We start from the raw sequence: 23,779 nt of genomic DNA, 5'->3' as shown, positions 1-23,779 counted from the left end.
GTGTCACGGGGAACACGGGGAGAGTCATATGCGGACACGATGGACACGGCGAGCGGACAGGCTGCGCCGGACCTGGCTGCGGCGGGCACGGGCCGACACGGGGATGACGACGTCCGAGTACGCGGTGGGGACGATCGCCGCCTGCGCCTTCGCGGCGGTGCTCTACCGGGTGGTCACGAGCGGGGCCGTCTCGGGCACGCTGCAGGGGCTGATCGGCCGGGCGCTCGATGCGCAGTTCTGAGCCGGACCGTACGGAGCGGGACTCGGTGACGGCGGACAGGGGCTCGGTGACGGCGGAGGCGGCCGTGGCGGTGCCCGCGCTGGTGGTCTTCGCTTTGTCGCTGGTCTGGGGGCTGACGGCGGCCGCCGCGCAGATCCAGTGCGTGGATGCCGCCAGAGCGGGGGTGCGGGCGGCGGCCAGGTCCGAGCCCCGGGCCGTGGCGCTGGCCGCCGCCCGGTCGGCCGCCCCGAAGGGCGCCCGGGTCACCCTGGGCCGTACGGGCGATCTGTGGCGGGTCCGGGTGGAGGCACCGACGCCAGGACCCGGCTCACTGGCTCTGACGCTCACGTCCGAGGCCGTCGCGTCGGCGGAGGATGCCCAGGACGGCCCTGGAGGGGCCCCAGGAGGCCCGGGACCGGTGGAGGTGACTCCATGAGCCGGGACCGTGGTGCGGCGACGGTGTGGGCGGCCATGGCGGCGACCACGATGTGCGTGGTCTTCGCGGCGGTGCTCGCCCTGGGCCAGGCGGTCGTCGCGCGCCACCGGGCCGGGGCCGCCGCGGACCTGGCGGCTCTCGCCGCGGCCGACCGTGCGCCGAGCGGTCCGGCCGTCGCCTGCCGCGGGGCGGCCGAGGTGGCGGCGGCGCAGGGTGCGCGGGTGGTGCGGTGCGTGCTGAGCGGGGAGATCGCGGAGGTGACGGCCGTGGCGCGCCTCGGTCCGTACGCGCCCACGGTCAGGGCGCGGGCCGGTCCGCCCCGATCGGCGTACCCGCCGGACCCGCTGCCTCCACCGGAGGCGCCGTACCCGGATCAGCCGGGTCCGGCTGATCCGCCGGCGCCGCCCTGAGCAGTTCGGTCAGCAGCCGTACGGCGCCCCGCTTGTGCAGCGGGTCGTTGCCGTTGCCGCATTTGGGCGACTGGATGCAGGACGGGCAGCCCGCCTCGCACTCGCACGAGGCGATGGCCTCACGGGTGGCGGTGAGCCACGCGCGGGCCGTACGGAAGGCGCGCTCCGCGAATCCCGCGCCGCCGGGATGGCCGTCGTACACGAAGACGGTCGGCAGAAGGGTGTCCGGGTGCAGCGGTACGGAGACGCCGCCGATGTCCCGGCGGTCACAGGTCGCGAAGAGCGGCAGCATGCCGATGGAGGCGTGTTCGGCGGCGTGCAGCGCGCCGCCGAGCTGCTCGGGGTTGATCCGGGCCGCGTCGAGCTGGTCCTCGGTGACCGTCCACCACACGGCCCGGGTGCGCAGGGTCCGTGGTGGCAGATCGAGCTTGCTCTCGCCGAGCACTTCGCCGGTGATGAGCCGGCGGCGCAGGAAGGAGACGACCTGGTTGGTGACTTCGACGGAGCCGTAGCACAGGCGTCCGGTGCCCCAGGCGATCTCGGTGTCGGTTTCGAGGACGGAGATGGCGGTGGTGTCGCGGGCGGTGGTGGAGTACGGCGGGTTGGCCTCCTCGACCAGGGCGACCGACTCCGGCAGGTCGAGCTGTTTCACCAGGTAGGTGCGGCCCTGGTGGAGGTGGACGGCGCCGTCGTGGACAGCGGTGTGGCTGGCCGCTTCGTCGACGGTGCCGAGCAGCCGCCCGGTCGAGGCCTCGACGATCTGGACGGGTCGGCCGCCCTCGCCCCGGATGTCGGCGAGATCGGCGGCCCGCTCGCGGCGGGTCCAGTACCAGCCGGAGGCGCGGCGGCGCAGCAGCCCCGCGGACTCCAGTTGCGGCAGCAGGGCGGGCGCGGCCGGGCCGAAGAGCGTCAGGTCCTCCTCGGTGAGGGGGAGTTCGGCGGCGGCGGCGCAGAGATGGGGGGCGAGGACGTACGGATTGTCCGGGTCGAGGACGGTGGACTCCACCGGCTGCTGCAACAGCGCCTCGGGGTGGTGGACCAGGAAGGTGTCCAGCGGGTCGTCCCGGGCGACGAGGACGGCCAGCGCGCCCTGTCCCGACCTGCCCGCCCGGCCCGCCTGCTGCCAGAGCGAGGCCCGGGTGCCGGGGTAGCCGGAGATCACGACGGCGTCCAGGCCGGAGACGTCGATGCCGAGCTCCAGGGCGGTGGTGGCGGCGAGGCCGAGGAGCTCGCCGGAGTGCAGGGCGTTCTCCAGCGCGCGGCGCTCCTCCGGGAGGTAGCCGCCCCGGTAGGCGGCGACCCGGCGGGCCAGCGAGCGGTCCACCTCGGCGAGGCGTTCCTGGGCGATGACGGAGATCAGTTCGGCGCCGCGCCGGGAGCGTACGAAGGCGACCGTACGGACGCCCTGGAGGGTCAGATCGGTGAGGAGGTCGGCTGTCTCGGCGGTGGCGGTACGGCGTACGGGCGCGCCCCGCTCGCCGTGGAGCTCCGTGAGCGGGGGCTCCCACAGGGCGAAGACCATTTCGCCCCGGGGCGAGGCGTCGTCGGCGACCTCGTGCACGGGCAGACCGGTGAGCCGGCCCGCGGCCTGGGCGGGCTCGGCGGCGGTGGCCGAGGCGAGCAGGAAGACCGGGTTCGCGCCGTAGCGGGCGCAGACGCGGCGCAGCCGGCGCAGCACCTGGGCCACGTGGGAGCCGAAGACGCCGCGGTAGGTGTGGCACTCGTCGATGACGACATAGCGCAGCGAGCGCAGGAAGGAGGCCCAGCGGGGGTGGGACGGGAGGATGCCCCGGTGCAGCATGTCCGGATTGGTCAGCACGTAGTTCGCGTACTGCCGGACCCATTCGCGCTCCTCCACCGGGGTGTCGCCGTCGTAGACGGCGGGGCGCACGCTGTTGCCGAGCGGGGCCGCGAGGGCCTTCACGGCGCGCCTCTGGTCGGCGGCGAGGGCCTTCGTCGGGGCGAGGTAGAGCGCCGTGGTGCCCCGGCCGTTGGGCGCCTCGGAGCCGTCGAGGAGCGTGGTCAGCACGGGGGCGAGGTAGGCGAGCGACTTGCCGGAGGCCGTTCCGGTGGCGATCACGACGGACTCGCCGTCCAGGGCGTGCTCGGCGGCCTGGGCCTGATGCGTCCACGGATGGTCGATGCCCGCCCGCTGGATGGCGTTGATCACTTCCCCGCGGATGCGATCGGGCCAGACGGCATGACGGCCCTCACGTGGGGGCAGGTGCTCCGTATGGGTGATGCGCGCAGCACGGCCCGCCCCTGCGGCGAGCCGGTCGAGGACCGTACCGGGAGAGGGGCGTTCGCCCCCGGTCTGCGGGGGTCCACTGGGGCGATGTTTCCTGGCCATCGGCATCGAGTGTGTCACTGGCATGACGGACAATGAGCCCAAGGCGTCGTGCATGACTGCCGGTAAGTGATTGAATGCCATCGCGGCTGGCGATACGTCCCCTGGCTCCGTCGGGGAGACCCGAGGGGCGACCGCTCGATAGCAAGGTGCTGGAGGATCCGTGGACCTGTCCCTGTCGACTCGCAATGTGTCCGGCCCTGGTGGCGACCGTACGGTCGTCGAGGTCGGTGGCGAGATTGATGTGTATACCGCGCCCAAGCTGCGCGAGCAGTTGGTCGAGTTGGTGAACGACGGCAGCTACCACCTGGTTGTCGACATGGAGGGCGTGGACTTCCTGGACTCGACCGGTCTCGGCGTGCTCGTGGGCGGGCTGAAGCGTGTGCGCGCCCATGAGGGCTCGCTGCGCCTGGTCTGCAACCAGGAGCGCATTCTCAAGATCTTCCGGATCACCGGTCTGACCAAGGTGTTCCCCATCCACACCACGGTCGACGAGGCCGTGGCGGCCACCGACTGAGGTCGGACGCCGCTTTCCGGAGGAGTGGGCAGAGGCACCGGGCGTCGCGCCCGGATGCCCGCGCCCGTGAGTTTGCACGCCCGTACGTTCGAGGGGGATCGCATGGCCACCGTTGAACTCCGCTTCAGCGCCCAGCCCGAACATGTCAGAACGGCCCGTCTGGTGGCGGCTGCCGTGGCTCGCCGGGCAGGCGTCGACGAAGCTGTGTTGGACGAGGTCAGACTCGCGGTCGGTGAGGCATGCAGCCGCGCGGTCGGGCTGCATCGCAGTCATGGCATCACCGATCCGGTGCGCGTCGTGCTCACCGAGGAGGAGAAGGTTTTCTCCATCGAGGTCGGCGACGGGGTGTCCGGTACGGGCAGCGCCGGTGCCGGGGCCTCGGCGGCGGGCGAGGGCGCGTCCTCGGGCGACTACGAGGGTGATGCCGAGGGCGAGGACGAGATGGGCCTCGCGGTCATCAGCGGCCTCGTCGACGACGTCGAGGTGACTTCGGGCGACGACGGCGGCGTCATCCGGATGAGCTGGCCCACGACACCACCTGTCGCGACGTCCTGATCATTCTGTCGGCCGACCCCTTCCGGCCGTCCCGAGAAAGGCCCTGCTGAGCAGGGCCTTTCTTATTTCCGCCCGGCTTCGTAAACGCTTTTATCCCATTACTCGTTTCCCGGGTGATTCCTTATGTCAAGGTCAATTACGCTGTGGCGCGCTCTGTTTTGATCAGGTTCCGCTCCCTACAATCCGTCCATCTTGAACGCTGAGCGTCAAGGAGGACGAATGGCGGGACACTTCCAACCACAACTGTCCGAGCACCCCACTTCTCTTGCGGCCGCGATACTCACGGACGGCAATCGGCTGATCGTGATCGTCATCGCGGTCGTCGCGCTGGCCGCACTGTTCGTCGCCCAGTTGCTGGTGCGTCAGGTCCTGGCGGCCGGTGAGGGCACCGATTCCATGAAGGAGATCGCGGCCGCTGTACAGGAAGGCGCGAATGCCTATCTGGCCAGGCAGTTGCGCACCCTCGGCGTTTTCGCCGTGGTGGTTTTCTTTCTGCTCCTGGTGCTGCCGGCCGACAACTGGTCGCAGCGTGCGGGACGTTCGCTGTTCTTCCTGGTGGGTGCGGGATTCTCGGCGGCCACCGGTTACATCGGCATGCGTCTCGCCGTACGCAGCAATGTGCGGGTGGCGGCCGCGGCGCGTGAGGCGACTCCGGCGGAGGGCGAACCGGAAAAGGATCTGACGGCTGTCTCGCACAAAGCCATGAAGATCGCATTCCGTACCGGCGGCGTGGTCGGCATGTTCACGGTGGGGCTCGGGCTGCTCGGCGCCTCCTGTGTGGTCCTCGTCTACGCGGCCGACGCCCCCAAGGTCCTGGAGGGCTTCGGCCTCGGCGCCGCGCTGATCGCCATGTTCATGAGGGTCGGCGGCGGCATCTTCACCAAGGCCGCCGATGTCGGCGCCGACCTGGTCGGCAAGGTCGAGAAGGGCATCCCCGAGGACGATCCGCGCAACGCCGCCACGATCGCCGACAACGTGGGCGACAACGTCGGCGACTGCGCGGGCATGGCCGCCGACCTCTTCGAGTCGTACGCCGTGACGCTCGTCGCCGCGCTGATCCTCGGCAAGGCGGCCTTCGGGGACTTCGGCCTCGCCTTCCCGCTGATCGTCCCCGCGATCGGCGTGGTGACCGCGATGATCGGCATCTTCGCGGTCGCCCCGCGCCGTGCCGACCGCAGCGGCATGAGCGCCATCAACCGCGGCTTCTTCATCTCCGCGGTGATCTCGCTCGCCCTCGTGGCCGTGGCGGTCTTCGTCTACCTGCCGTCCTCGTACGCGGAGCTGGACGGCGTCTCCGACCGGTCGATCCTCACGCACGGCGGCGACCCGAGGGTCCTGGCCCTGGTCGCGGTCGCCATCGGTATCGTCCTCGCGGCCCTGATCCAGCAGCTCACCGGCTACTTCACCGAGACCACCCGGCGCCCGGTCAGGGACATCGGCAAGTCCGCCCTGACCGGCCCCGCCACGGTCGTGCTCGCGGGCGTCGCCATCGGCCTGGAGTCCGCCGTCTACACGGCGCTGCTGATCGGTCTCGCGGTGTACGGGGCGTTCCTGCTCGGCGGTACGTCGATCATGCTCGCCCTCTTCGCGGTGGCCCTGGCCGGCACCGGGCTGCTCACCACCGTCGGCGTCATCGTCGCCATGGACACCTTCGGGCCGGTCTCCGACAACGCCCAGGGCATCGCCGAGATGTCCGGCGACGTGACGGGCGCGGGCGCCCAGGTGCTCACCGACCTCGATGCCGTGGGCAACACCACCAAGGCGATCACGAAGGGCATCGCCATCGCCACGGCCGTACTCGCCGCGGCGGCGCTCTTCGGCTCGTACCGGGACGCCATCGCGACGGCCGTCGCGGACGTCGGGGCCAGAGCCGACGAACTGACGCTCAGCCTGGACATCTCCCAGCCGAACAACCTGGTCGGGCTGATCCTCGGCGCCGCGGTCGTCTTCCTCTTCTCCGGGCTGGCGATCAACGCGGTGTCCCGGTCGGCCGGCGCGGTGGTCTACGAGGTGCGGCGGCAGTTCCGCGAGCACCCCGGGATCATGGACTACACGGAGAAGCCGGAGTACGGGCGCGTCGTCGACATCTGCACCAAGGACGCGCTGCGCGAGCTGGCCACGCCGGGGCTGCTCGCGGTGCTCACCCCGATCGCCGTGGGCTTCTCGCTCGGCGTCGGGGCGCTCGGATCGTTCCTGGCGGGCGCGATCGGCACCGGCACCCTGATGGCCGTCTTCCTCGCCAACTCCGGCGGCGCCTGGGACAACGCGAAGAAGCTGGTCGAGGACGGCCACCACGGCGGCAAGGGCAGCGAGGCGCACGCCGCGACGGTCATCGGCGACACCGTGGGCGACCCGTTCAAGGACACTGCGGGGCCCGCCATCAACCCGCTGCTGAAGGTGATGAACCTGGTCGCGCTGCTGATCGCCCCGGCGGTCGTGCAGTTCAGTTACGGGGCCGACGCCAGCGCGGGGGTCCGCGCGCTGGTCGCGGTGCTCGCCCTGGCCGTCATCGTGGGCGCGGTCTACGTCTCCAAGCGGCGCTCGGTCACCGTGGACGACACGGGCGGGGGCGGCGGGGAAGGCAGCGGCGGCGGCAGCGAGAAGTCGCCCGATCCGGTGGCGGCCTCATGACAGCCGGTCATCCGCCGATCGTCCACCGATCATCGAATGGCCCCTTCTCCTCACTTCTCGCTGCCTAGCTGATCGGAGCCGGTCAAGAAACGTACGGGCGGCGCGGATTGACGCGCCGTCCGTACGTGGCCGGGCCCAGGCCGACACGCGGGGCGAGGTACGAGCCGTCCCGCCGCGGGCCGTGTGCGTGAGGTGTCTCTCCCTTGGTGCAAATGGCTGCAATAGCCTACGTACCGGACGTCCGGCGCATGGCTGCCGCCCCGTCGGCGTGTATGTTCCGGGGCCGAGAGCCTTGGAAGGGACCCATCCGGTGAACAAGAAGCTTGTGGCCGCGCTGTCCGGCGGTGCGGTACTGCTCATGGCGCTGTCCGGTTGCAGTAGCGAAGACAACGACAGCAAGGTGAACGACTGGGCCAAGAAGGTCTGCGACCAGGTCCAGCCACAGCTAAAGAAGATCGCGGACGCCAACACGTCCATCCAGCAGGCGACCTCGGACAGCAGCAAGCCCGCTGACGTCCAGACGACGGACTCCGCCGCCTTCCAGTCCATCTCCCAGGCGTACAAGTCGCTGGGTGCCGCCGTGAACAGCGCGGGCGCCCCGCCCGTCACCGACGGCGAGAAGACCCAGCAGGAGGCCGTCAAGGAGCTCAACTCCACCGCGACGTCCTACGGAGGCCTCAAGACCAAGGTCGACGAGCTGGACACCAAGGACCAGGCGAAGTTCGCCGACGGCCTCAAGGGCGTCGCCGACGAACTGGCCACCCTCAGCAAGAGCGGTGACAAGGCGCTCCAGAAGCTCCAGTCCGGCGATGTCGGCAAGGCGATGGCGAAGCAGCCCGGCTGCCAGAAGCCCACGGCCGGCGGCGCGACCGCCTCTCCCACCACGGCGGGCAGCCAGTCCTGACCGGCGCGGCGGTGTCCGCCCGCGGTCCACGGGCCGCGGCGCGCGGCTCGCGCTCTCGAACGCGGCACACGCGGCCCGGCCCGGACCCACGCGTCCAGGGGCCGGGCCGCGGGCCGTTGTCAGTGGGAGACGCCACAATGGGCGGGTGAGTACGACCAGCCTTCCCGCGCCCGACCACTCGCCCCGACTCCGTGCGGCCCTGCTCGCCGCCGACTTCACCGCCGACGGCCTCCTGGAGCTGCTCGGCGCCCCCGCCTACGCCGCCCTGGCCCGCAGCGAGACCGTGCCCGCCCTGCGCGCCACCCGCGGCGACACGCCGCTCGAAACGCTCGTCCGGCTCTTCCTGCTCCAGCGCCCCGTCCCCCGGGAGCGCGCGGAAGCCGCGCTTCCGCTGGAGGCCGCCCTGAAGGACGGCTGGGTCGTACAGGACGGCGCGCGGATCGCCGCCGCCGTGGACGTACGGCCGTACGGCGGACCCGAGGGGCAGGACTGGTTCATCGTCTCCGACCTGGGCTGCTCCGTCGGAGGTGCCTCCGGGGCGAGCGGCCACGGCGAGGGCGTGGTGCTCGGTGTGGGCGGCGCCTCGACGACCCTGGCCGGGCTCACCGTCCGTACGCCTGTGGGCAGCGCGCTGGACGTGGGCACGGGCTCCGGCATCCAGGCGCTGCACGCCGCTCAGCACGCCACCCGCGTCACCGCCACCGATCTCAACCCGCGGGCGCTCGGCTTCACCCGCCTGACGCTGGCGCTCTCCGGCGCGCCCGCCGCCGAGCTGCGCGAGGGCTCGCTCTTCGAACCGGTCGGGGACGAGACGTACGACCTGATCGTCTCCAACCCGCCGTTCGTGATCTCGCCCGGCGCCCGGCTGACCTACCGGGACGGCGGGATGGGCGGGGACGATCTGTGCCGCACGCTCGTTCAGCAGACGGGGGACCGGCTGAACGAGGGGGGATACGCGCACTTCCTCGCCAACTGGCAGCACGTGGAGGGGGAGGAATGGCAGGAGCGGCTGCGCTCGTGGGTGCCGCGCGGCTGCGACGCCTGGATCGTGCAGCGCGAGGTCCAGGACGTGACGCAGTACGCCGAGCTGTGGCTGCGCGACAGCGGCGACCACCACAGCGATCCGCAGGCGTACGCGGCGCGCTACGACGCCTGGCTGGACGAGTTCGAGGCCCGCGGGACGAAGGCCGTCGGTTTCGGCTGGATCTCGCTCAGGAAGTCGGGCGCCGCGCAGCCGTCGATCGTCGTGGAGGAGTGGCCGCACTCGGTGGAGCAGCCGCTCGGCGAGAGCGTACGGGCCCACTTCGAGCGCCAGGACTACCTGCGGGCGCGTGACGACGCCGCGCTGCTCGCCGACCACTTCGTCCTCGCGGCCGAGGTCGTCCAGGAGCAGGTCGGGCTGCCGGGGGCCGAGGACCCCGAGCATGTGGTGCTCCGGCAGAACCGCGGAATGCGCCGGGCCACCAAGGTCGACACGGTCGGCGCCGGGTTCGCGGGGGTCTGCGACGGCTCCCTGAGCGCCGGGCGGATCCTGGACGCGATCGCCCAGCTCATGGGGGAGGACCCGGTCCTGCTCCGGGACCGGACCCCGCAGTCGATCCGGCTGCTGGTGGAGGAGGGCTTCATCGAACCGGCCCCGGTGCCGGCCCCGGGCTCCGCACCCGGCTCGGCACCGGACCCCTCGCCGAGATGACGCCGCCGAGATGACGTCGCCGGGATGAGCCTTCCCCGGCCTTCCCCGGTGAGCCGCCGGCCGGTCGGCGATGCGCCGCGTTCACCCGGAGTTCGCGCCGGGTACGTCCCGGGCTGCCAGCATCCGCCTACTGGATTCCCGGCGCCATGGAACGGGCGCCACGGAGCAACGGGGGGCGGGCATGGAGAGCGAGCCGGCGATCTTCGCGGGAGTGGTGTTCACGCTGTTCGGGGCCGGGCTGCTGCTGTGGACGGGCGCTCGCGTCCTGCACCGGGCGCCGGTCGCGCACGGCGTCCGGCCTGCGGCGTCCATCACGCTCGCGACACTCTCGGGCGTGGTCTTTCTCGCTCTCGGCGTGTGGTGCTTCGGTCGTATCTGATCCAAGCGTTCCACCACCTTGCCGCAACCGCCGGGCCGTGATCGTCCAGGCCCGCCGTGCTCCGCCGCCGTCCCCCGGACCTGCTGCGGAAGCATGCCGGACCTGCGCCGGGACCTGGGCGGGACCCGGGCCGGGCCGATGCCGCAGGCCTCACGAGGCACCCCTGCCCGACCGGCCCCTGGCGCCCCGGCGCGGACGCCGCCGAAGCGGCCCGACGCGGCGGGCGCGGGGGTCCGGGCGGCAGGAATGGCTGGAGTCGGGTTACCGTTCGAGTGGCCGTTGCGGTCTTTCGTCGTTTGACACGGGGGCGGGTTGTACCGTCACACTCCGCAGCGAAGCAGCGTCATCGCTGGGCGGTCCCGCGCCCCGCCGTGCCGTTCTGCCGTACTGCCGTACGGGCCCACCCAGCGTCGACCGGAGAGAAGAGCGAAGTTGTCCCCGACCAGCGAGACCGCAGACGGCGGCCGCCGACTCGTCATCGTCGAGTCGCCTGCCAAGGCGAAGACGATCAAGGGCTACCTCGGCCCTGGCTATGTCGTCGAGGCGAGCGTCGGGCACATCCGCGACCTCCCGAACGGCGCCGCCGAGGTGCCCGAGAAGTACACCGGCGAGGTGCGCCGCCTCGGTGTGGACGTCGAACACGACTTCCAGCCGATCTACGTCGTCAACGCGGACAAGAAGTCGCAGGTCAGAAAGCTCAAGGAGCTGCTGGCCGAATCCGACGAGCTCTACCTCGCCACCGATGAGGACCGCGAGGGCGAAGCCATCGCGTGGCACCTCCAGGAGGTCCTCAAGCCCAAGGTCCCCGTCCACCGGATGGTCTTCCACGAGATCACCAAGGACGCGATCCGGGCCGCCGTCGCCAACCCGCGCGAACTGAACCAGCGCATGGTCGACGCCCAGGAGACCCGCCGTATCCTCGACCGGCTGTACGGCTACGAGGTCTCGCCGGTCCTGTGGAAGAAGGTCATGCGCGGCCTCTCCGCGGGCCGCGTCCAGTCCGTCGCCACCCGGCTCGTCGTCGAGCGCGAGCGCGAGCGCATCGCCTTCCGCTCCGCCGAGTACTGGGACCTGACCGGCACGTTCTCCACCGGCCGCCCGGGGGACTCCTCCGACCCGTCGTCGCTGGTCGCCCGGTTGAACTCGGTCGACGGCCGGCGCGTCGCCCAGGGCCGCGACTTCGGCCCGGACGGCCGGCTCAAGTCCGACCAGGTGCTGCACCTCGACGAGGCGAACGCGCGGGCGCTGGCCGCCGCGCTGGCGGAGTCGTCCTTCTCCGTGCGCTCGGTCGAGTCCAAGCCGTACCGCCGCTCCCCGTACGCGCCCTTCCGTACGACGACGCTCCAGCAGGAGGCGTCGCGCAAGCTCGGCTTCGGGGCGAAGTCCACGATGCAGGTCGCGCAGAAGCTGTACGAGAACGGCTTCATCACCTACATGCGTACGGACTCCACCACGCTCTCGGACACCGCGGTCTCGGCGGCCCGCGCCCAGGTCACGCAGTTGTACGGGGCGAGCTATCTGCCGGACAAGCCGCGTACGTACGCCGGGAAGGTCAAGAACGCGCAGGAGGCGCACGAGGCGATCCGTCCCTCGGGCGACCGTTTCCGCACCCCTGCGGAGACCGGACTGAGGGGCGACCAGTTCCGGCTGTACGAGCTGATCTGGAAGCGGACCGTCGCCTCCCAGATGAAGGACGCGGTCGGCAACAGCGTCACCGTCAAGATCGGCGGGACGTCGAGCGACGGCCGGGACGCGGAATTCTCCGCCTCCGGCAAGACGATCACCTTCCACGGCTTCATGAAGGCGTACGTCGAGGGCGCGGACGACCCGAACGCGGAGCTGGACGACCGCGAGCGCAGGCTGCCGCAGGTAGCCGAGGGCGACGCGCTCTCCTCCGAGGAGATCTCGGTCGACGGCCACGCCACCAAGCCTCCGGCCCGCTACACCGAAGCCTCGCTGGTCAAGGAGCTGGAAGAGCGCGAGATCGGCCGCCCGTCGACGTACGCCTCCATCATCGGCACCATCCTCGACCGCGGTTACGTCTTCAAGAAGGGCACAGCGCTGGTGCCGTCCTTCTTGTCCTTCGCTGTCGTCAACCTGCTGGAGACGCACTTCGGCCGACTGGTCGACTACGACTTCACGGCCAAGATGGAGGACGACCTCGACCGCATCGCGCAGGGCGAGGCCCAGTCCGTGCCGTGGCTCAGGCGCTTCTACTTCGGCGAGGGCGACGACAACGCCGGTGCAGCCTCCAGCGCGGGCAACGGCGACGGGGACCACCTCGGCGGTCTCAAGGAACTCGTCACCGACCTCGGCGCGATCGACGCCAAGGAGATCTCCTCGTTCCCCGTCGGCGACGGCATCATGCTGCGCGTCGGCCGGTACGGGCCGTACGTGGAGCGCGGCGAGAAGGACGCGGAGGGCCACCAGCGCGCCGATGTGCCCGAGGAGATGGCACCCGACGAGCTGACGGTCGAGTACGCGGAGGAGCTGCTGGCCAAGCCGAGCGGCGACTTCGAGCTGGGCGCCGACCCGGTGTCCGGGAACCAGATCGTGGCGAAGGACGGCCGCTACGGCCCGTACGTCACCGAGATCCTGCCGGACGGCACGCCGAAGACCGGCAAGAACGCGGTCAAGCCCCGTACCGCCTCGCTCTTCAAGTCCATGTCGCTCGACACGGTCACCATCGACGACGCGCTCAAGCTGATGTCGCTGCCGAGAGTGGTCGGGACCGACGCCGAAGGTGTCGAGATCACCGCGCAGAACGGCCGGTACGGCCCGTATCTGAAGAAGGGCACCGACTCGCGGTCGCTGACCAGCGAGGACCAGCTCTTCGACATCACGGTCGAAGAGGCGCTGGCGATCTACGCCCAGCCCAAGCAGCGGGGCCGGGCCGCGGCCAAGCCCCCGCTGAAGGAGCTGGGCACGGACCCGGTGAGTGAGCGTCCCGTGGTCGTGAAGGACGGGCGGTTCGGCCCGTACGTCACGGACGGCGAGACGAACGCGACCCTGCGGACGGACGACAGCGTCGAGGGGATCACCCCGGAGCGCGGATACGAGCTGCTTGCGGAGAAGCGCGCGAAGGGCCCGGCCAAGAAGACCGCCAAGAAGGCGGCGAAGAAGGCTCCGGCCAAGAAGGCGCCTGCCAAGAAGGCGACGACGGCGAAGAAGACCGCCGCCAAGAAGACGACGGCCAAGAAGGCGGCCGGAGCCGGCACGACGACCGCGGCGAAGAAGACGGCCGCCAAGAAGTCGTCGGCCTCGGCTGCGGGCTCGGCGAAGACGGACGCGTAGCGGTCGAACGCGTAACGGACGCCTGGACGCCCGGCCCGGATACCCCGACGCCCGGACACCTCGACCCCCGTAACAGAGGCGGGTCGGGGCCTCCGGGGGCGGGCGGCGAGCGCCGGCGAGGGTGGCCACGTGGTCGTTTGTTCGGACGGGGCTCCAGGGTTGTCGGTGGCTCCGGATAGGCTGGGCGGATGACGCGAGCCGAGCAGCCAACGGTCGTGAGCGCCCCCTCCGACTCCGACGCACTTGCCGCAGACTCACGAGAGCGCGCCGTTCGATCTCTGTTGCGCCTTCCTCCGCTGCGGCGGTTGTGGGGCGCCCAGTTCGTCGGCGGGGTAGGCGACGCACTCGCCGTTCTCGTGCTTCTGCTGCTGTCGTTGCAAGCGGCGATCGCCGAGGGTTCGTTCGGTACGGGATACCGGGGAGCGGCGTTCGCCGTCGCCGCCGTGTTCGGTGCCCGGATCCTGGCCACGCTGCTGTTCGGCGCGGTGCTGCTGGGGCCGCTGACGGCCCTGGTCGCGCCCCGTACGGGAGCGCCCGGAGCCGCCGGGAAGTCCGGAGCCGCCGGGAAGCCGGGGGCGGCAGGGACGTCCGTGGCGGCGGACACGGCGCCTGACGGGGCCGAGTCCGGCGAGACCGCCGCGAAGTCGGCCAAGCCCGCCAAGCCGGCCAAACCGGAGCGGGACGGCGGGCCGCTGGACCGCCGCTGGACGATGATCGTCGCGGACGTCCTCCGCCTCGGTCTGCTGATCGTCGCGCCGCTGTGGCTCGACTGGACCCCCGACCGCGCCCTTCCGATCCTCCTCAGCACCGTCTTCGTCGTGGGCGTGGCCGAGCGCTTCTGGACGGTGGCCAAGGAGAGCGCCGCCCCGTCCCTGCTGCCGCCCCCGCCGCTGGAGGGCGCCGCCGTACGCCCGCTGCCCGACCATCTCGACGCGCTGCGCCGGCTCTCGCTCCGTACGACGTTCCTGTCCGTCCCCGCCGCCGCGGCTGTCCTGCTCGTCGCCACGCTGATCGGCAACCTGTTGGGCACGGGCATCGAGTGGTTCTCGCTGCATCAGGCGGCGCTCGGCTCGTACGTCGCGGCCGGGCTGTTCTCCGCGTCCGTCTCCGCGCTTTACTTCCTGGAGCTGCCCGACGGGCCGACGCCCCGCCCGCGCTCCCCGCTCGAAGGACTGCGCCGCCCCGGCGGCTCCAGCTCCGGTGGCGGGGACAGGGGCCGTACGGGCGCGGTGCCGCTGTTCGTCCTCGCCTGCGGCGCGATCGCCGGGGCCGTCGCGGCGGCCGTGGGCGTCTCCGTCCTCCAGGCCAAGGACCTCGGCGGCGGCCCTGTCGCCTTCGCCCTGCTGGTCCTCGCGCTGACCGGCGGTACGGCGCTGGGCATCCGCAGCGGCGCGAAGGTGCTCCCCGCCCTGTCCCGGCGCCGGCTGTTCGCGCTGGGCATCGCGGTCACCGGTGTCGCGCTGCTCGCCATGGGACTCGTACCGGACACGGCGACGGTGCTGCTCCTCGCTCTGTTCGCCGGCTTCACCGCGGGTGTCGTGGCGTATACCGGCCACGCCCTTATCGATGTGGAGATCGAGGAGTATCGTCGACAGCGAGTCACCGAACACCTGCAAGCTGTAGTCAGGGTCTTTGTCGCGCTCGGCGCCGTCGTCGCCCCCCTCGTCGCCGCGGCCATCGGCCCGCACCGCCTCGCCGGCGGCACCTTCGTCTTCGCGCACGACGGCGCCGCGTTCACCCTGATGCTGGTCGGCGCGCTGCTGCTGCCCGTCGCGGCGGTCGTCCTCGCCAAGACGGACGACCGGTCCGGCGTGCCGCTCCGGCGTGACCTCCGCGACGCGCTGCGCGGCGGAGCCGACCCCGTACAGGCCCCGGTCGCGACCGGCTTCTTCCTCGCCGTGGAAGGCGGGGACGGTGCCGGGAAGTCCACGCAGGTCGAGGCGCTGGCCAACTGGATCCGGGCCAAGGGCCACGAAGTGGTGGTCACGCGCGAGCCGGGCGCCACCCCGGTCGGCAAGCGGCTCCGGTCGATCCTGCTCGACGTGTCCAGCGCCGGACTCTCCCACCGCGCCGAGGCACTGCTGTACGCGGCGGACCGCGCCGAGCACGTCGACTCGGTGGTCCGCCCCGCCCTGGAGCGTGGCGCGATCGTCATCTCCGACCGCTACATCGACTCGTCCGTGGCCTATCAGGGCGCGGGCCGCGACCTCTCCCCGACCGAGATCGCCCGCATCTCGCGCTGGGCGACGGACGGTCTCGTACCGCACCTCACGGTGCTGCTCGACGTCTCCCCGGAGGCGGCGCGCGAGCGCTTCACGGAGGCGCCGGACCGGCTGGAGTCCGAGCCCGCCGAGTTCCACCAGCGGGTGCGGTCCGGCTTCCTCACCCTGGCCGCCGCCGACCCGACGCGTTACCTCGTCGTGGACGCGGGCCAGGAGCCGGAGGCGGTCACCAAGGTCGTACGGCACCGGCTCGACCAGCTTCTGCCGCTCTCCGAGGCCGAGATCGAGGCCCGGGAGGAGGCGCGCAAGGCCGCCATCGAGGAGGCCCGCCGCAAGGCCGAGGAAGAAGCCGCGCGCAAGGCGGAGGAGGAGCGGCTGGAGCGTGAGCGCCAGGCGCAGCTCGCCAAGCTCCGTGCCGAGGAGGAGGAGCGCAAGCGCCGCGAGCTGGAGGAAGCACGCCGGCTCGAGGAGGAGCGCCGGGCGGAGGAGGCCAGGGCGCGCGCCGAGGAGGAGCGCAGGGTCGCCGAACAGGAGCGCGAGCGGCGCGAGGCCGAGGAGCGGGCGTACGAGGCGGAGCAGGCGCGTCTCAGGCGGCAGGCCCAGGAGGAGGCCAGGCTCCGCGCGGAGGCGGAGGAGCGGCGTCTGGAGAAGCAGCGCAAGGCGGAGGAGGCGCTGCTCCGGGCCGAGGAGGCACGCCGGCGCGCGGAGGAGGCCGCGGCTGCTGCGGCTGCCTCGGCCGAGGTCTCGCCGAACGAGATCACGGTGCCCACACCGGTGGTCAAGCCGAACCTCAGGAAGCCGGACATCACCCCGGAGGACGTGACGCAGGAGGTTCCGGCGGTACGCCCGGACACCCGGCGGCCCGAGGGCGACCGTCCCGGCGCCGGACAGGACAGGCCCGGCGCTGCCGACGAGACGGCCGTCCTGCCGCAGGTGCGTGACGAGCCGCGGGGGCCGCGCTACGGGCGGAACGATGCTTCACGCGAGGCGCGCGCTGCCGACGAGACCGCTGTCCTGCCACCGGTACGGAACGGCGACGCGGCGCCCGCGCGCGACAGCGATCCGGCGGACCGGGTGCCGCGGGACTTCTTCCGCAAGGACGACCCGGCGCCGTCGTCGGGGGAGCGGGAGAACGAGCGCACGAGGGAACTGCCGGTGATCGACCCGGACGCCGCTCCGGAGGCCCGCCTCCAGCGCCCGCCGGAGCGCCCGCGCCGCCGCTCGGACTGGGCGGAGGAGACACCGCTGGACGATCTGCCGACCCTGGCGGACGAGCTGCTCGGCGGGCGTGACGACGATGGTGACGACACCGACGGCAAGCGCCGCCGTTAGACCTGGCGACGGACCGGAGGCCGTGTGGGGCCGGATTGTCAGACCCCGGCCCCACAATGGATTCCGAGCGCGTCCGTCCCGTCGGGACGGCCCACGGCACGGAGCCGCAGGGCCATGCGCCGCGCGGCGAGAAGGGGGTGACAGCGCATGACCGTATGGGACGAGCTGGTCGGGCAGGACCGCGTCCAGGAGACGCTGGCCGCCGCCGCCCGTGACGCCGACGCGCTGGTCACGGCCGAGGCCGGGGGCGGCACCCCGCCCGAGGCGTCGAAGATGACGCACGCTTGGCTGTTCACGGGACCACCGGGCTCGGGCCGGTCCACGGCGGCCCGCGCCTTCGCCGCGGCCCTTCAGTGCACCAGCCCGGACCGCGCCCTCGGCGGGGAGCCGGGGTGCGGGTTCTGCGACGGCTGCCACACGAGCCTGATCGGTACGCACGCCGATGTGGACGTCATCCGTACGGACCTGCTCTCCATCGGCGTCAAGGAGACCCGCGAACTGGTGCGCCGCGCCCAGCTCTCGCCGGCCGGCGGGCGCTGGCAGGTCAATGTGCTGGAGGACGCCGACCGCCTCACCGAAGGCGCGGGCAACGTCCTGCTGAAGGGGGTGGAGGAGCCGGCGCCCCGGACGGTCTGGCTGCTCTGCGCGCCCTCCTTGGAGGACGTTCTGCCCACGATCCGCTCCCGCTGCCGCCATCTCGTCCTGCGTACCCCTCCCGTGTCCGCCGTCGCCGACGTCCTGATCCGGCGCGACGGCATCGAGCCGGACGCCGCCCACGCCGCGGCCCAGGCGACCCAGGGCCACATCGGGCGGGCCCGTCGGCTGGCCACCGACCCACGGGCCCGGGCCCGTCGCGCCACCGTGCTCAAGATGCCCCTGCGCGTGGACGACATCGGCGGGTGTCTCAAGGCGGCGCAGGAGCTGATCGACGCCGCCACCGAGGACGCCAAGCAGGTCGCCGAGGAGGTCGACGTCAAGGAGACCGACGAGATGAAGGCCGCCCTCGGCGCCTCGGCGGGCGGCAGGATGCCCCGGGGCACGGCCGGGGTGATGAAGGAGCTGGCCGACCGCCAGAAGCGCCGCTCCACCCGTACGCAGCGCGACAGCCTTGATCTGGCCCTCACCGACCTGACGGGGTTCTACCGCGATGTGCTCGCGCTCCAGATGAGATCACGGGTCGCGCTCGCCAACGCCGACGTACGGGACGCGCTGGACCGGGTCGCCCGCGCCTCCACCCCGGAGCGGACCCTGCGCCGCATCGAGGCGATCGTCGCCTGCCGCCAGGCCCTGGACCGTAACGTGGCGCCGCTCCTCGCGGTGGAGGCGATGGCCGTGTCGCTCAGAACGGGCTGACCAGGGGCGGACTCGTCCGTACGGCCGGAAAGTCACCCGTACGGGCCGTGATTCACCCGTACGAGCGTGGCCGGAGCCCGGGCGTGGCCGGGCGGCTAGCATCCGTGGATGGACACCAGGCGCCTGTTCCGTATCTCCGCCACCGCGCTGGCCGCTGCCGGTCTGCTGGTCTCCGGCTGCAGCGCCGGCGGCTCGCCGTCGGAGGCGTCCGCGTCGGATTCATCCTCTTCGTCCTCCGGGTCGGGGTCCGCGGGCCCGGCCGCGCTGAAGAGGTACTACGAGCAGAAGCTCACGTGGCGCGGCTGCGGTGTCCCCGACTTCCAGTGCGCCACGATGAAGGCCCCGCTCGACTACACGAAGCCGGGCGGCACCGAGATCGACCTGGCGGTCGCACGCAAGAAGGCCACGGGCCCGGGCAAGCGCCTCGGCTCCCTCATGGTCAACCCGGGCGGCCCCGGCGGCTCGGCCGTCGGCTACCTCCAGGCGTACGCGGGCATCGGCTACCCGGCCCCCGTCCGCGCCCAGTACGACATGGTGGCCATCGACCCCCGCGGAGTGGCCCGCAGCGAGCCCGTCGAATGCCTCAGCGGCAAGGAGATGGACGCGTACACGCAGGTCGACCAGACCCCCGACGACCAGGCGGAGGTCACCAAGCTGACCGAGTCCTTCAAGAAGTTCGCCCAGGGCTGCGAGAGGCGCTCAGGAACGGTCCTCCCGCATGTCTCCACGGTCGAGGCCGCCCGCGACATGGACGTCTTCCGTGCGGTCCTGGGTGACCGGAAACTGTCGTACGTCGGCGCCTCGTACGGCACCTTCCTCGGGGCGACCTACGCGGAACTCTTCCCGAAGCGCACCGGCCGCCTCGTCCTCGACGGCGCGATGGACCCGTCCCTCCCGGCCCGCGAGCTCAACCGCGACCAGACGGCCGGCTTCGAGACGGCCTTCCGGTCCTTCGCCGAGGACTGTGTGAAGCAGGCGGACTGCCCCCTCGGCCGGAAGTCCCCGGCCGATGTCTCGAACCGTATGAAGGCCTTCTTCGCCAAGCTGGACGCGCGGCCCGTCCCGGCGGGCGGGGACCGCGAGCTGACCGAATCCCTCGCCACGACCGGCGTGATCGCCGCGATGTACGACGAGTCCGCCTGGCCCCAACTCCGCGAGGCCCTCGCCGGCGCGATGGACGGCGACGGGGCGGCGCTGCTCGCCCTGGCCGACTCGTACTACGAGCGCGAGAGCGACGGGACGTACGCCAATCTGATGTTCGCCAACTCCGCCGTGAACTGCCTGGACCTCCCGCCCTCCTTCACCGGCCCCGACGAGGTCACCAAGGCGCTCCCCTCCTTCGAACAGGCGTCCCCGGTCTTCGGCAGGGGCCTCGCCTGGGCCGCCCTGAACTGCACGTACTGGCCGACGGAGGCCACCGGCGCCCCCCACCGCATCGAGGCGAAGGGCGCGGCCCCGATCGTCGTGGTCGGCACCACCCGCGACCCGGCCACCCCCTACAAGTGGGCCCGGTCCCTCGCGGACCAGCTCTCCTCCGGCACGCTCCTCACCTACAACGGCGACGGCCACACGGCGTACGGCCGCGGCAGCGACTGCATCGACACGGCGATCAACGCCTACCTCCTGGAGGGCACGCCCCCCGCCCGGGGCAAGACGTGCTCCTGACCGCCCTGACCTGCGAGAACCCCTCCGCACCGGGGGTGTACGGAGCACCCCTCGAAACTGTGTAGACTTGGCGGCGCCGCAGACCGCAACATGGTCCGGACGGCATGCCGCCTTAGCTCAGTTGGCCAGAGCAACGCACTCGTAATGCGTAGGTCTCGGGTTCGAATCCCGAAGGCGGCTCAGAGAAACCCCAGGACTCACTCGCCGTGACCTGGGGTTTCTTCTTTGAGTGACCTTGGAATCCGGGCTATTCGGACAGTTGGTGTCTACGCGTCGCAATGCGTAGGTTGTTGATCTACTACCTGTCGTGCATGGGTAGCTGAAGGGGCTTTGAACTGCGGTTTTGCTGCGCTGAAGCATCGAATTGGTCCGATGGGAGGCATGTTCAGTGGACAGCCGGTGAACAGCTGTGCGTGATGCACCGTCAGAAGCCTCTCGCTCCCTTTGACCGGTGTGTGATGTGCCGCGTGACCGGGGGAAGGGGACGGGCGGCATGGGGCTGTGCAGTTTCGACAGACAGCAAGGCTGGTCGCTGGGCTTGGCGGGTTTCTGCGGTGAGCATCAATGAGCTCGTGCAGGCGCTTCATGGGCGGCCCCACCCACGGCCCGATCCCCTCGGTACGGCTGACCAAGATCTTCCGACAGGCCCAGCAGTCCGGGGTGGTGACCATTACCCACCGGATCAAACAGGGCCTGCCCCGCTGACAGACGGCCTGCCCGCCTTCTTCCTCTTCGTGAAGGACGACGCCGGCAACGCTGCCGGTCTCAACGTCGACGTGGTGGCTAGGCGGACCCCGCGGAAATTCGGCCTTGACCCGCGCCGCGACGTCCGGGTGCCGGCCCCCGTGCACCGCTGCCCCACCGGTCGCCCTACCGCCCTCGCAGCCCTCCGCCTCCTGGCCGAGGGTCCTTGCGACCAGATCTGAGCGCGCCTCAGCGGGTTGTCAGGCCGGCGTCAGTGAGGCGTCGCATCAGCGAGGACTTGGCACGGTGCTGATCGCGCAGGTCGTGGAGGCGCCGGGCGAACTCCTCGGGGGTGTCCGTCCGGTCGTGGACTTCGCGGAGGTCCTTCAGGAGGGTGACGGCGTTGTCGTAGGGGCCGGGCTGTTTCTGTCCGATCAGGTTGGCGATGTCCTGCCAGGCTTGCTCGGCGTTCTCGGCGAGGTGGTCCAGGCGGCTCTCGCGGGCCAGCTGTTCGGCCCGGCGGGCCTGTTCCTGCTGCCGGGTGTGCTCGCTGCGCACCTCGTGGGCGGCGTCGAGGAGCTCTGCGGCTGAGCGGCGCCGGGGGGCGGTGGGCGGTTCGGCTGTGCCGTGGGACGCGGCGCTGCGGGCGGGCAGAAGCGTGGTGGGCAGGCGCAGCATCAGGCGCCGCGAGCCCCAGTGGGCGAAGTACAAGTGGGCGTCGTACAGCTGCTCCACCAGTTTGCGCTCATTGCCGCGGAAGTTGCCGTACTGGTACTCGTTGACGAAGTGCGTCGCGCTGATCCTGGCCCGGCTCGACAGGGCCCGCACCTGCTTGAGCTCGTCCTTGGTCAACGGTCGGTCGATGGCCTGGAACTCGTAGTACGTGGCTCTTCTTGGCCTCGGTGTTGCGCGTGATCCGGCCGACCTGCTGGATCACCCGGCCCTTGAACGAGATGGGGCTGGCCAGGAACAACATTACGGAGCGGCCGTCGCGGCCACGAGTACGGGCGCCGTGCGTGGCCGCAGACCACCACGGGCAGAGGCCGACTACCCAAGGGCGGCGCTGCCGCACAGGCCGGGAAGCGGCCTTGAAGCCCTTCCGGGCCAGGCACAAGGGCCGCCCCGTGGCCACCACCCAGAAGCGATCCGAGCCGCTCCTCCCCGACCGCGGAGGCCTTCTCTGAGTTCCTCAAGCTGCGAGCGTTGCATCGATGGCTGGAGTCCGTCCTTCGTTCAGGGACGGTTCGTTGCTCCACCCGGCCGGGACAGGGCAAGGGCTGCCGCCGCGGCCAGTAGGGCGGTGGCGACCGCCGCCCTACTGGCCTCGGCGGAACGCGTCGAGCGCCGCGTCCGATGTGTTGGGGGCTCCGAGGAGGGTGACCATCAGCGCGACGCCCAGGAGAGGACCGGTCTGGCGTGCCATCGTGGTGACGGCCGAGCCCGTGGCGAAGCGGGTGGGAGGCAGCGCCGCGGCGGCCGGGCCGACCAGGGTGGGGAGAGCGAAGCCGACACCGATGCTGGTGAGCGGCATCCCGGGGAGGAGCCCGGTCGCGTAGGGCGGGTCCGTGCCGAGCACGGTGGCCCACCAGGCGAGTCCCGCGCCAAACAGCAGGCAGCCGAGCGCGGCAGTGCGGCCCGCACCGAAGCGGCGGACGACGGGGCCGGAACTGACGGCGAGGAGCGGGACGACCAACGGGCCCGGGGCGATCGCCAGTCCGGTGCGGATCGCCGAGTACCCCCACACCTGCCGGCACCGGAGCACCGAAGTAAGCAGCATCGCCGCGAACGCGGCCGTGAAGAACGGGGCCGCGACCTTCGCGGCGGCGAAGGCAGGGGTACGCAGCGTCGGCAACTCGACGATCGGGGCGGGGTGCCGGGCCGATCGCAGGACGAAGGCGGTGGCGAGGGCGACCGCCGCGAGCAGCGAGACGAGGACCCTGAGGGAACTCCAGTCCCAGGCATTCGACTTGACCAGTCCGAGTGCCAGGGCTCCGATCGCGACGGTGAGCAGGGCGGCACCCGCGAGGTCCGGGAGGCGGCCCTCGCGGTCCGGGCGGGAGTCGGGCGGGCGAGCGGTGTCCCGTCAAGGAGCAGATGTCGCAACAGGCCCACCGACCCAAAACTGAGCGCCAGGTTGGTCTCACTGCGCGAGGCGAAGACACCGACTGTCAACGATGTGGGCCGACCCTGACCGGCGATGGGTGCGGAGAGCACCGAGCTGAACTGTGCCGGTCCTGAGCACCGACCGTGGTCATGGTCCCTGGCGGGTGTTTGTCGGAACGGCTTTGGACCGGTTGACGCCTGGGTGATCCTGCCCATGTGACAGGCTCGTGCGCATGAGACCCGACCTGGTACTCGTCCGCGAGCTGATCGAGGAATCGCCGTTGATCAGTGCCCGGCCGGGTGCCGGCGTGCCGGACGCGTGGATCCGCGCGGCCGAGTCCGTCGTGGGCACGCTGCCGCCCTCGTACCGGTGGTGGCTGACGGAGTACGGCAGCGGCACGTCGGCCGGTGCGCGGATGGCGACGGTCGCTCCACCCGGGACGCGTTCCGATGGGGACGACGACATCACGGGCGGATGGCGCCTCGACGGGGACCGGCTCTGCTTCTGTTCCGAGCCCGATGGCGGTGGCACCTACCACTTCGCGCTCGACCGGAGGTCGGGCGAGGAGTACGCGGTGGTCCGCCGCGACCTCGGGAGCGGCCAAGAAGAACTGGTGGCAGACACGTTCGCGGGATTCCTGACCGTTCAGGCGGCCCAGAGCAACGGACTCGGTGCCGGGCCCACCTCCGCACTGGCCCGGCTCTGGCGATCGACGCCGGGGGTCCTGCTTCCCAACGGCGTGCTGATCTACGGCCCACACACCATCCTTGAACGCAATGAGACTTACCAAGTAGGCGAATACGCGCCGGACTGGATCCTCATCGGCGACGACAGCGGAGGCAGTGGCCTGTTCATGCGGCGCCACCCCCGTGACCGGACAACGGTCCATCTTCTCGATCTCGGGGCCGGCGAGCAGGACATCGACAGCTGCGGTGTGAGCGAAAAGCTGACCGACAACCTCCTCGACTGGCTGCGGCGCAACGGCATCCAAGAGGGGCGCGCGACCGCGGAAGGCGCCGGAGAATCCTGAGTG

At 71.5% G+C, this 23,779-nt stretch carries 17 protein-coding genes, 1 tRNA gene and 1 pseudogene; 16 read left to right on the top strand and 3 right to left on the bottom strand.

Annotated features, from left to right (window positions below; all coding sequences use genetic code 11):
* Positions 1-28 precede the first annotated feature (28 nt).
* The 3 genes from ACIBJC_RS27940 to ACIBJC_RS27930 are packed head-to-tail and all read left to right on the top strand — an operon-like array spanning position 29 to position 1,066.
* Complete coding sequence (locus ACIBJC_RS27940; RefSeq protein WP_399297036.1) at positions 29-241, top strand: DUF4244 domain-containing protein; 213 nt, start codon at positions 29-31, stop codon at positions 239-241.
* Entirely contained in the window at positions 228-656 is a 429-nt protein-coding gene (locus tag ACIBJC_RS27935; protein ID WP_399297034.1) for a TadE family type IV pilus minor pilin, read from the top strand. The genes ACIBJC_RS27940 and ACIBJC_RS27935 overlap by 14 nt, the downstream gene beginning before the upstream one ends.
* A complete protein-coding gene (locus ACIBJC_RS27930) occupies positions 653-1,066 on the top strand; it encodes an Rv3654c family TadE-like protein (protein ID WP_399297032.1) in 414 nt (137 codons plus the stop codon). Before ACIBJC_RS27935 ends, ACIBJC_RS27930 begins: the two co-directional genes overlap by 4 nt.
* Here ACIBJC_RS27930 and ACIBJC_RS27925 read toward each other — a convergent pair.
* Positions 954-3,497: a DEAD/DEAH box helicase gene (locus tag ACIBJC_RS27925; RefSeq protein ID WP_399297030.1), complete on the bottom strand. Its 2,544-nt coding sequence runs from the start codon at positions 3,495-3,497 to the stop codon at positions 954-956. The two genes, ACIBJC_RS27930 and ACIBJC_RS27925, sit on opposite strands and share 113 nt — an antisense overlap.
* 79 nt (positions 3,498-3,576) lie before the next feature.
* Here ACIBJC_RS27925 and ACIBJC_RS27920 point away from each other — a divergent pair, with 79 nt between their 5' ends.
* The 12 genes and pseudogenes from ACIBJC_RS27920 to ACIBJC_RS27865 all read left to right on the top strand — a co-directional run.
* Positions 3,577-3,930, top strand: coding sequence for an STAS domain-containing protein (locus ACIBJC_RS27920; RefSeq protein ID WP_003967428.1), 354 nt, complete (start codon positions 3,577-3,579; stop codon positions 3,928-3,930).
* Between the two features lie 102 nt (positions 3,931-4,032).
* Entirely contained in the window at positions 4,033-4,485 is a 453-nt protein-coding gene (locus tag ACIBJC_RS27915; protein ID WP_399297028.1) for an ATP-binding protein, read from the top strand.
* 219 nt (positions 4,486-4,704) lie between these two features.
* Positions 4,705-7,116 carry a sodium-translocating pyrophosphatase gene (locus ACIBJC_RS27910; RefSeq protein WP_399297026.1) on the top strand — a complete coding sequence of 804 codons (2,412 nt, stop codon included), beginning with the start codon at positions 4,705-4,707 and terminating at the stop codon, positions 7,114-7,116.
* A 310-nt stretch (positions 7,117-7,426) separates the two neighbouring features.
* Positions 7,427-8,020 carry a small secreted protein gene (locus tag ACIBJC_RS27905; RefSeq protein ID WP_399297024.1) on the top strand — a complete coding sequence of 198 codons (594 nt, stop codon included), beginning with the start codon at positions 7,427-7,429 and terminating at the stop codon, positions 8,018-8,020.
* Positions 8,021-8,165: 145 nt separating this feature from the next.
* Complete coding sequence (locus ACIBJC_RS27900; protein WP_399297022.1) at positions 8,166-9,713, top strand: methyltransferase; 1,548 nt, start codon at positions 8,166-8,168, stop codon at positions 9,711-9,713.
* A 181-nt stretch (positions 9,714-9,894) separates the two neighbouring features.
* Positions 9,895-10,092, top strand: a complete 198-nt coding sequence (locus ACIBJC_RS27895; protein WP_329824091.1) for a hypothetical protein — start codon at positions 9,895-9,897, stop codon at positions 10,090-10,092.
* 432 nt (positions 10,093-10,524) lie between these two features.
* Positions 10,525-13,386: a type I DNA topoisomerase gene (gene topA, locus ACIBJC_RS27890; protein WP_399297020.1), complete on the top strand. Its 2,862-nt coding sequence runs from the start codon at positions 10,525-10,527 to the stop codon at positions 13,384-13,386.
* A gap of 188 nt (positions 13,387-13,574) precedes the next feature.
* On the top strand, positions 13,575-16,940 hold the full coding sequence (tmk, locus tag ACIBJC_RS27885) for a dTMP kinase (RefSeq protein WP_399297018.1): 3,366 nt from the start codon (positions 13,575-13,577) through the stop codon (positions 16,938-16,940).
* 147 nt (positions 16,941-17,087) lie between these two features.
* Positions 17,088-18,293, top strand: a complete 1,206-nt coding sequence (locus ACIBJC_RS27880) for a DNA polymerase III subunit delta' (protein ID WP_399297016.1) — start codon at positions 17,088-17,090, stop codon at positions 18,291-18,293.
* Between the two features lie 108 nt (positions 18,294-18,401).
* Positions 18,402-19,958 carry an alpha/beta hydrolase gene (locus ACIBJC_RS27875; RefSeq protein ID WP_399297014.1) on the top strand — a complete coding sequence of 519 codons (1,557 nt, stop codon included), beginning with the start codon at positions 18,402-18,404 and terminating at the stop codon, positions 19,956-19,958.
* A 106-nt stretch (positions 19,959-20,064) separates the two neighbouring features.
* Positions 20,065-20,138, top strand: a tRNA-Thr gene (locus tag ACIBJC_RS27870).
* Between the two features lie 423 nt (positions 20,139-20,561).
* Positions 20,562-20,824: pseudogene (locus ACIBJC_RS27865) on the top strand (ATP-dependent RecD-like DNA helicase); the annotation flags it as partial.
* 67 nt (positions 20,825-20,891) lie between these two features.
* On the opposite strand, the gene ACIBJC_RS27860 reads toward ACIBJC_RS27865, so the two are convergent.
* The gene (locus ACIBJC_RS27860; RefSeq protein ID WP_399297012.1) at positions 20,892-21,494 is read right to left on the bottom strand and encodes a hypothetical protein; all 603 of its coding nucleotides are present in this window, start codon (positions 21,492-21,494) and stop codon (positions 20,892-20,894) included.
* Positions 21,495-21,957: 463 nt separating this feature from the next.
* Complete coding sequence (locus ACIBJC_RS27855) at positions 21,958-22,494, bottom strand: hypothetical protein (protein ID WP_399297010.1); 537 nt, start codon at positions 22,492-22,494, stop codon at positions 21,958-21,960.
* Between the two features lie 532 nt (positions 22,495-23,026).
* Between ACIBJC_RS27855 and ACIBJC_RS27850 the strand changes: the two genes are divergently transcribed.
* The gene (locus ACIBJC_RS27850; RefSeq protein ID WP_399297008.1) at positions 23,027-23,776 is read left to right on the top strand and encodes an SMI1/KNR4 family protein; all 750 of its coding nucleotides are present in this window, start codon (positions 23,027-23,029) and stop codon (positions 23,774-23,776) included.
* Positions 23,777-23,779 lie beyond the last annotated feature (3 nt).

The sequence above is a fragment of the Streptomyces sp. NPDC050509 genome (genome assembly GCF_044457965.1).
In the GTDB taxonomy this organism is placed as follows: domain Bacteria; phylum Actinomycetota; class Actinomycetes; order Streptomycetales; family Streptomycetaceae; genus Streptomyces.
The sequence above is the reverse complement of the archived record's forward strand: the minus strand, read 5'-3'. Positions and strand labels throughout refer to the sequence as shown.

Coding starts and splice junctions, on each gene's coding strand:
- ACIBJC_RS27940 (WP_399297036.1), top strand. CDS start 29: ATGCGGACACGATGGACACGGCGAGCGGACAGGCTGCGCCGGACCTGG.
- ACIBJC_RS27935 (WP_399297034.1), top strand. CDS start 228: ATGCGCAGTTCTGAGCCGGACCGTACGGAGCGGGACTCGGTGACGGCG.
- ACIBJC_RS27930 (WP_399297032.1), top strand. CDS start 653: ATGAGCCGGGACCGTGGTGCGGCGACGGTGTGGGCGGCCATGGCGGCG.
- ACIBJC_RS27925 (WP_399297030.1), bottom strand. CDS start 3,497: ATGGCATTCAATCACTTACCGGCAGTCATGCACGACGCCTTGGGCTCA.
- ACIBJC_RS27915 (WP_399297028.1), top strand. CDS start 4,033: ATGGCCACCGTTGAACTCCGCTTCAGCGCCCAGCCCGAACATGTCAGA.
- ACIBJC_RS27910 (WP_399297026.1), top strand. CDS start 4,705: ATGGCGGGACACTTCCAACCACAACTGTCCGAGCACCCCACTTCTCTT.
- ACIBJC_RS27895 (WP_329824091.1), top strand. CDS start 9,895: ATGGAGAGCGAGCCGGCGATCTTCGCGGGAGTGGTGTTCACGCTGTTC.
- tmk (WP_399297018.1), top strand. CDS start 13,575: ATGACGCGAGCCGAGCAGCCAACGGTCGTGAGCGCCCCCTCCGACTCC.
- ACIBJC_RS27880 (WP_399297016.1), top strand. CDS start 17,088: ATGACCGTATGGGACGAGCTGGTCGGGCAGGACCGCGTCCAGGAGACG.
- ACIBJC_RS27875 (WP_399297014.1), top strand. CDS start 18,402: ATGGACACCAGGCGCCTGTTCCGTATCTCCGCCACCGCGCTGGCCGCT.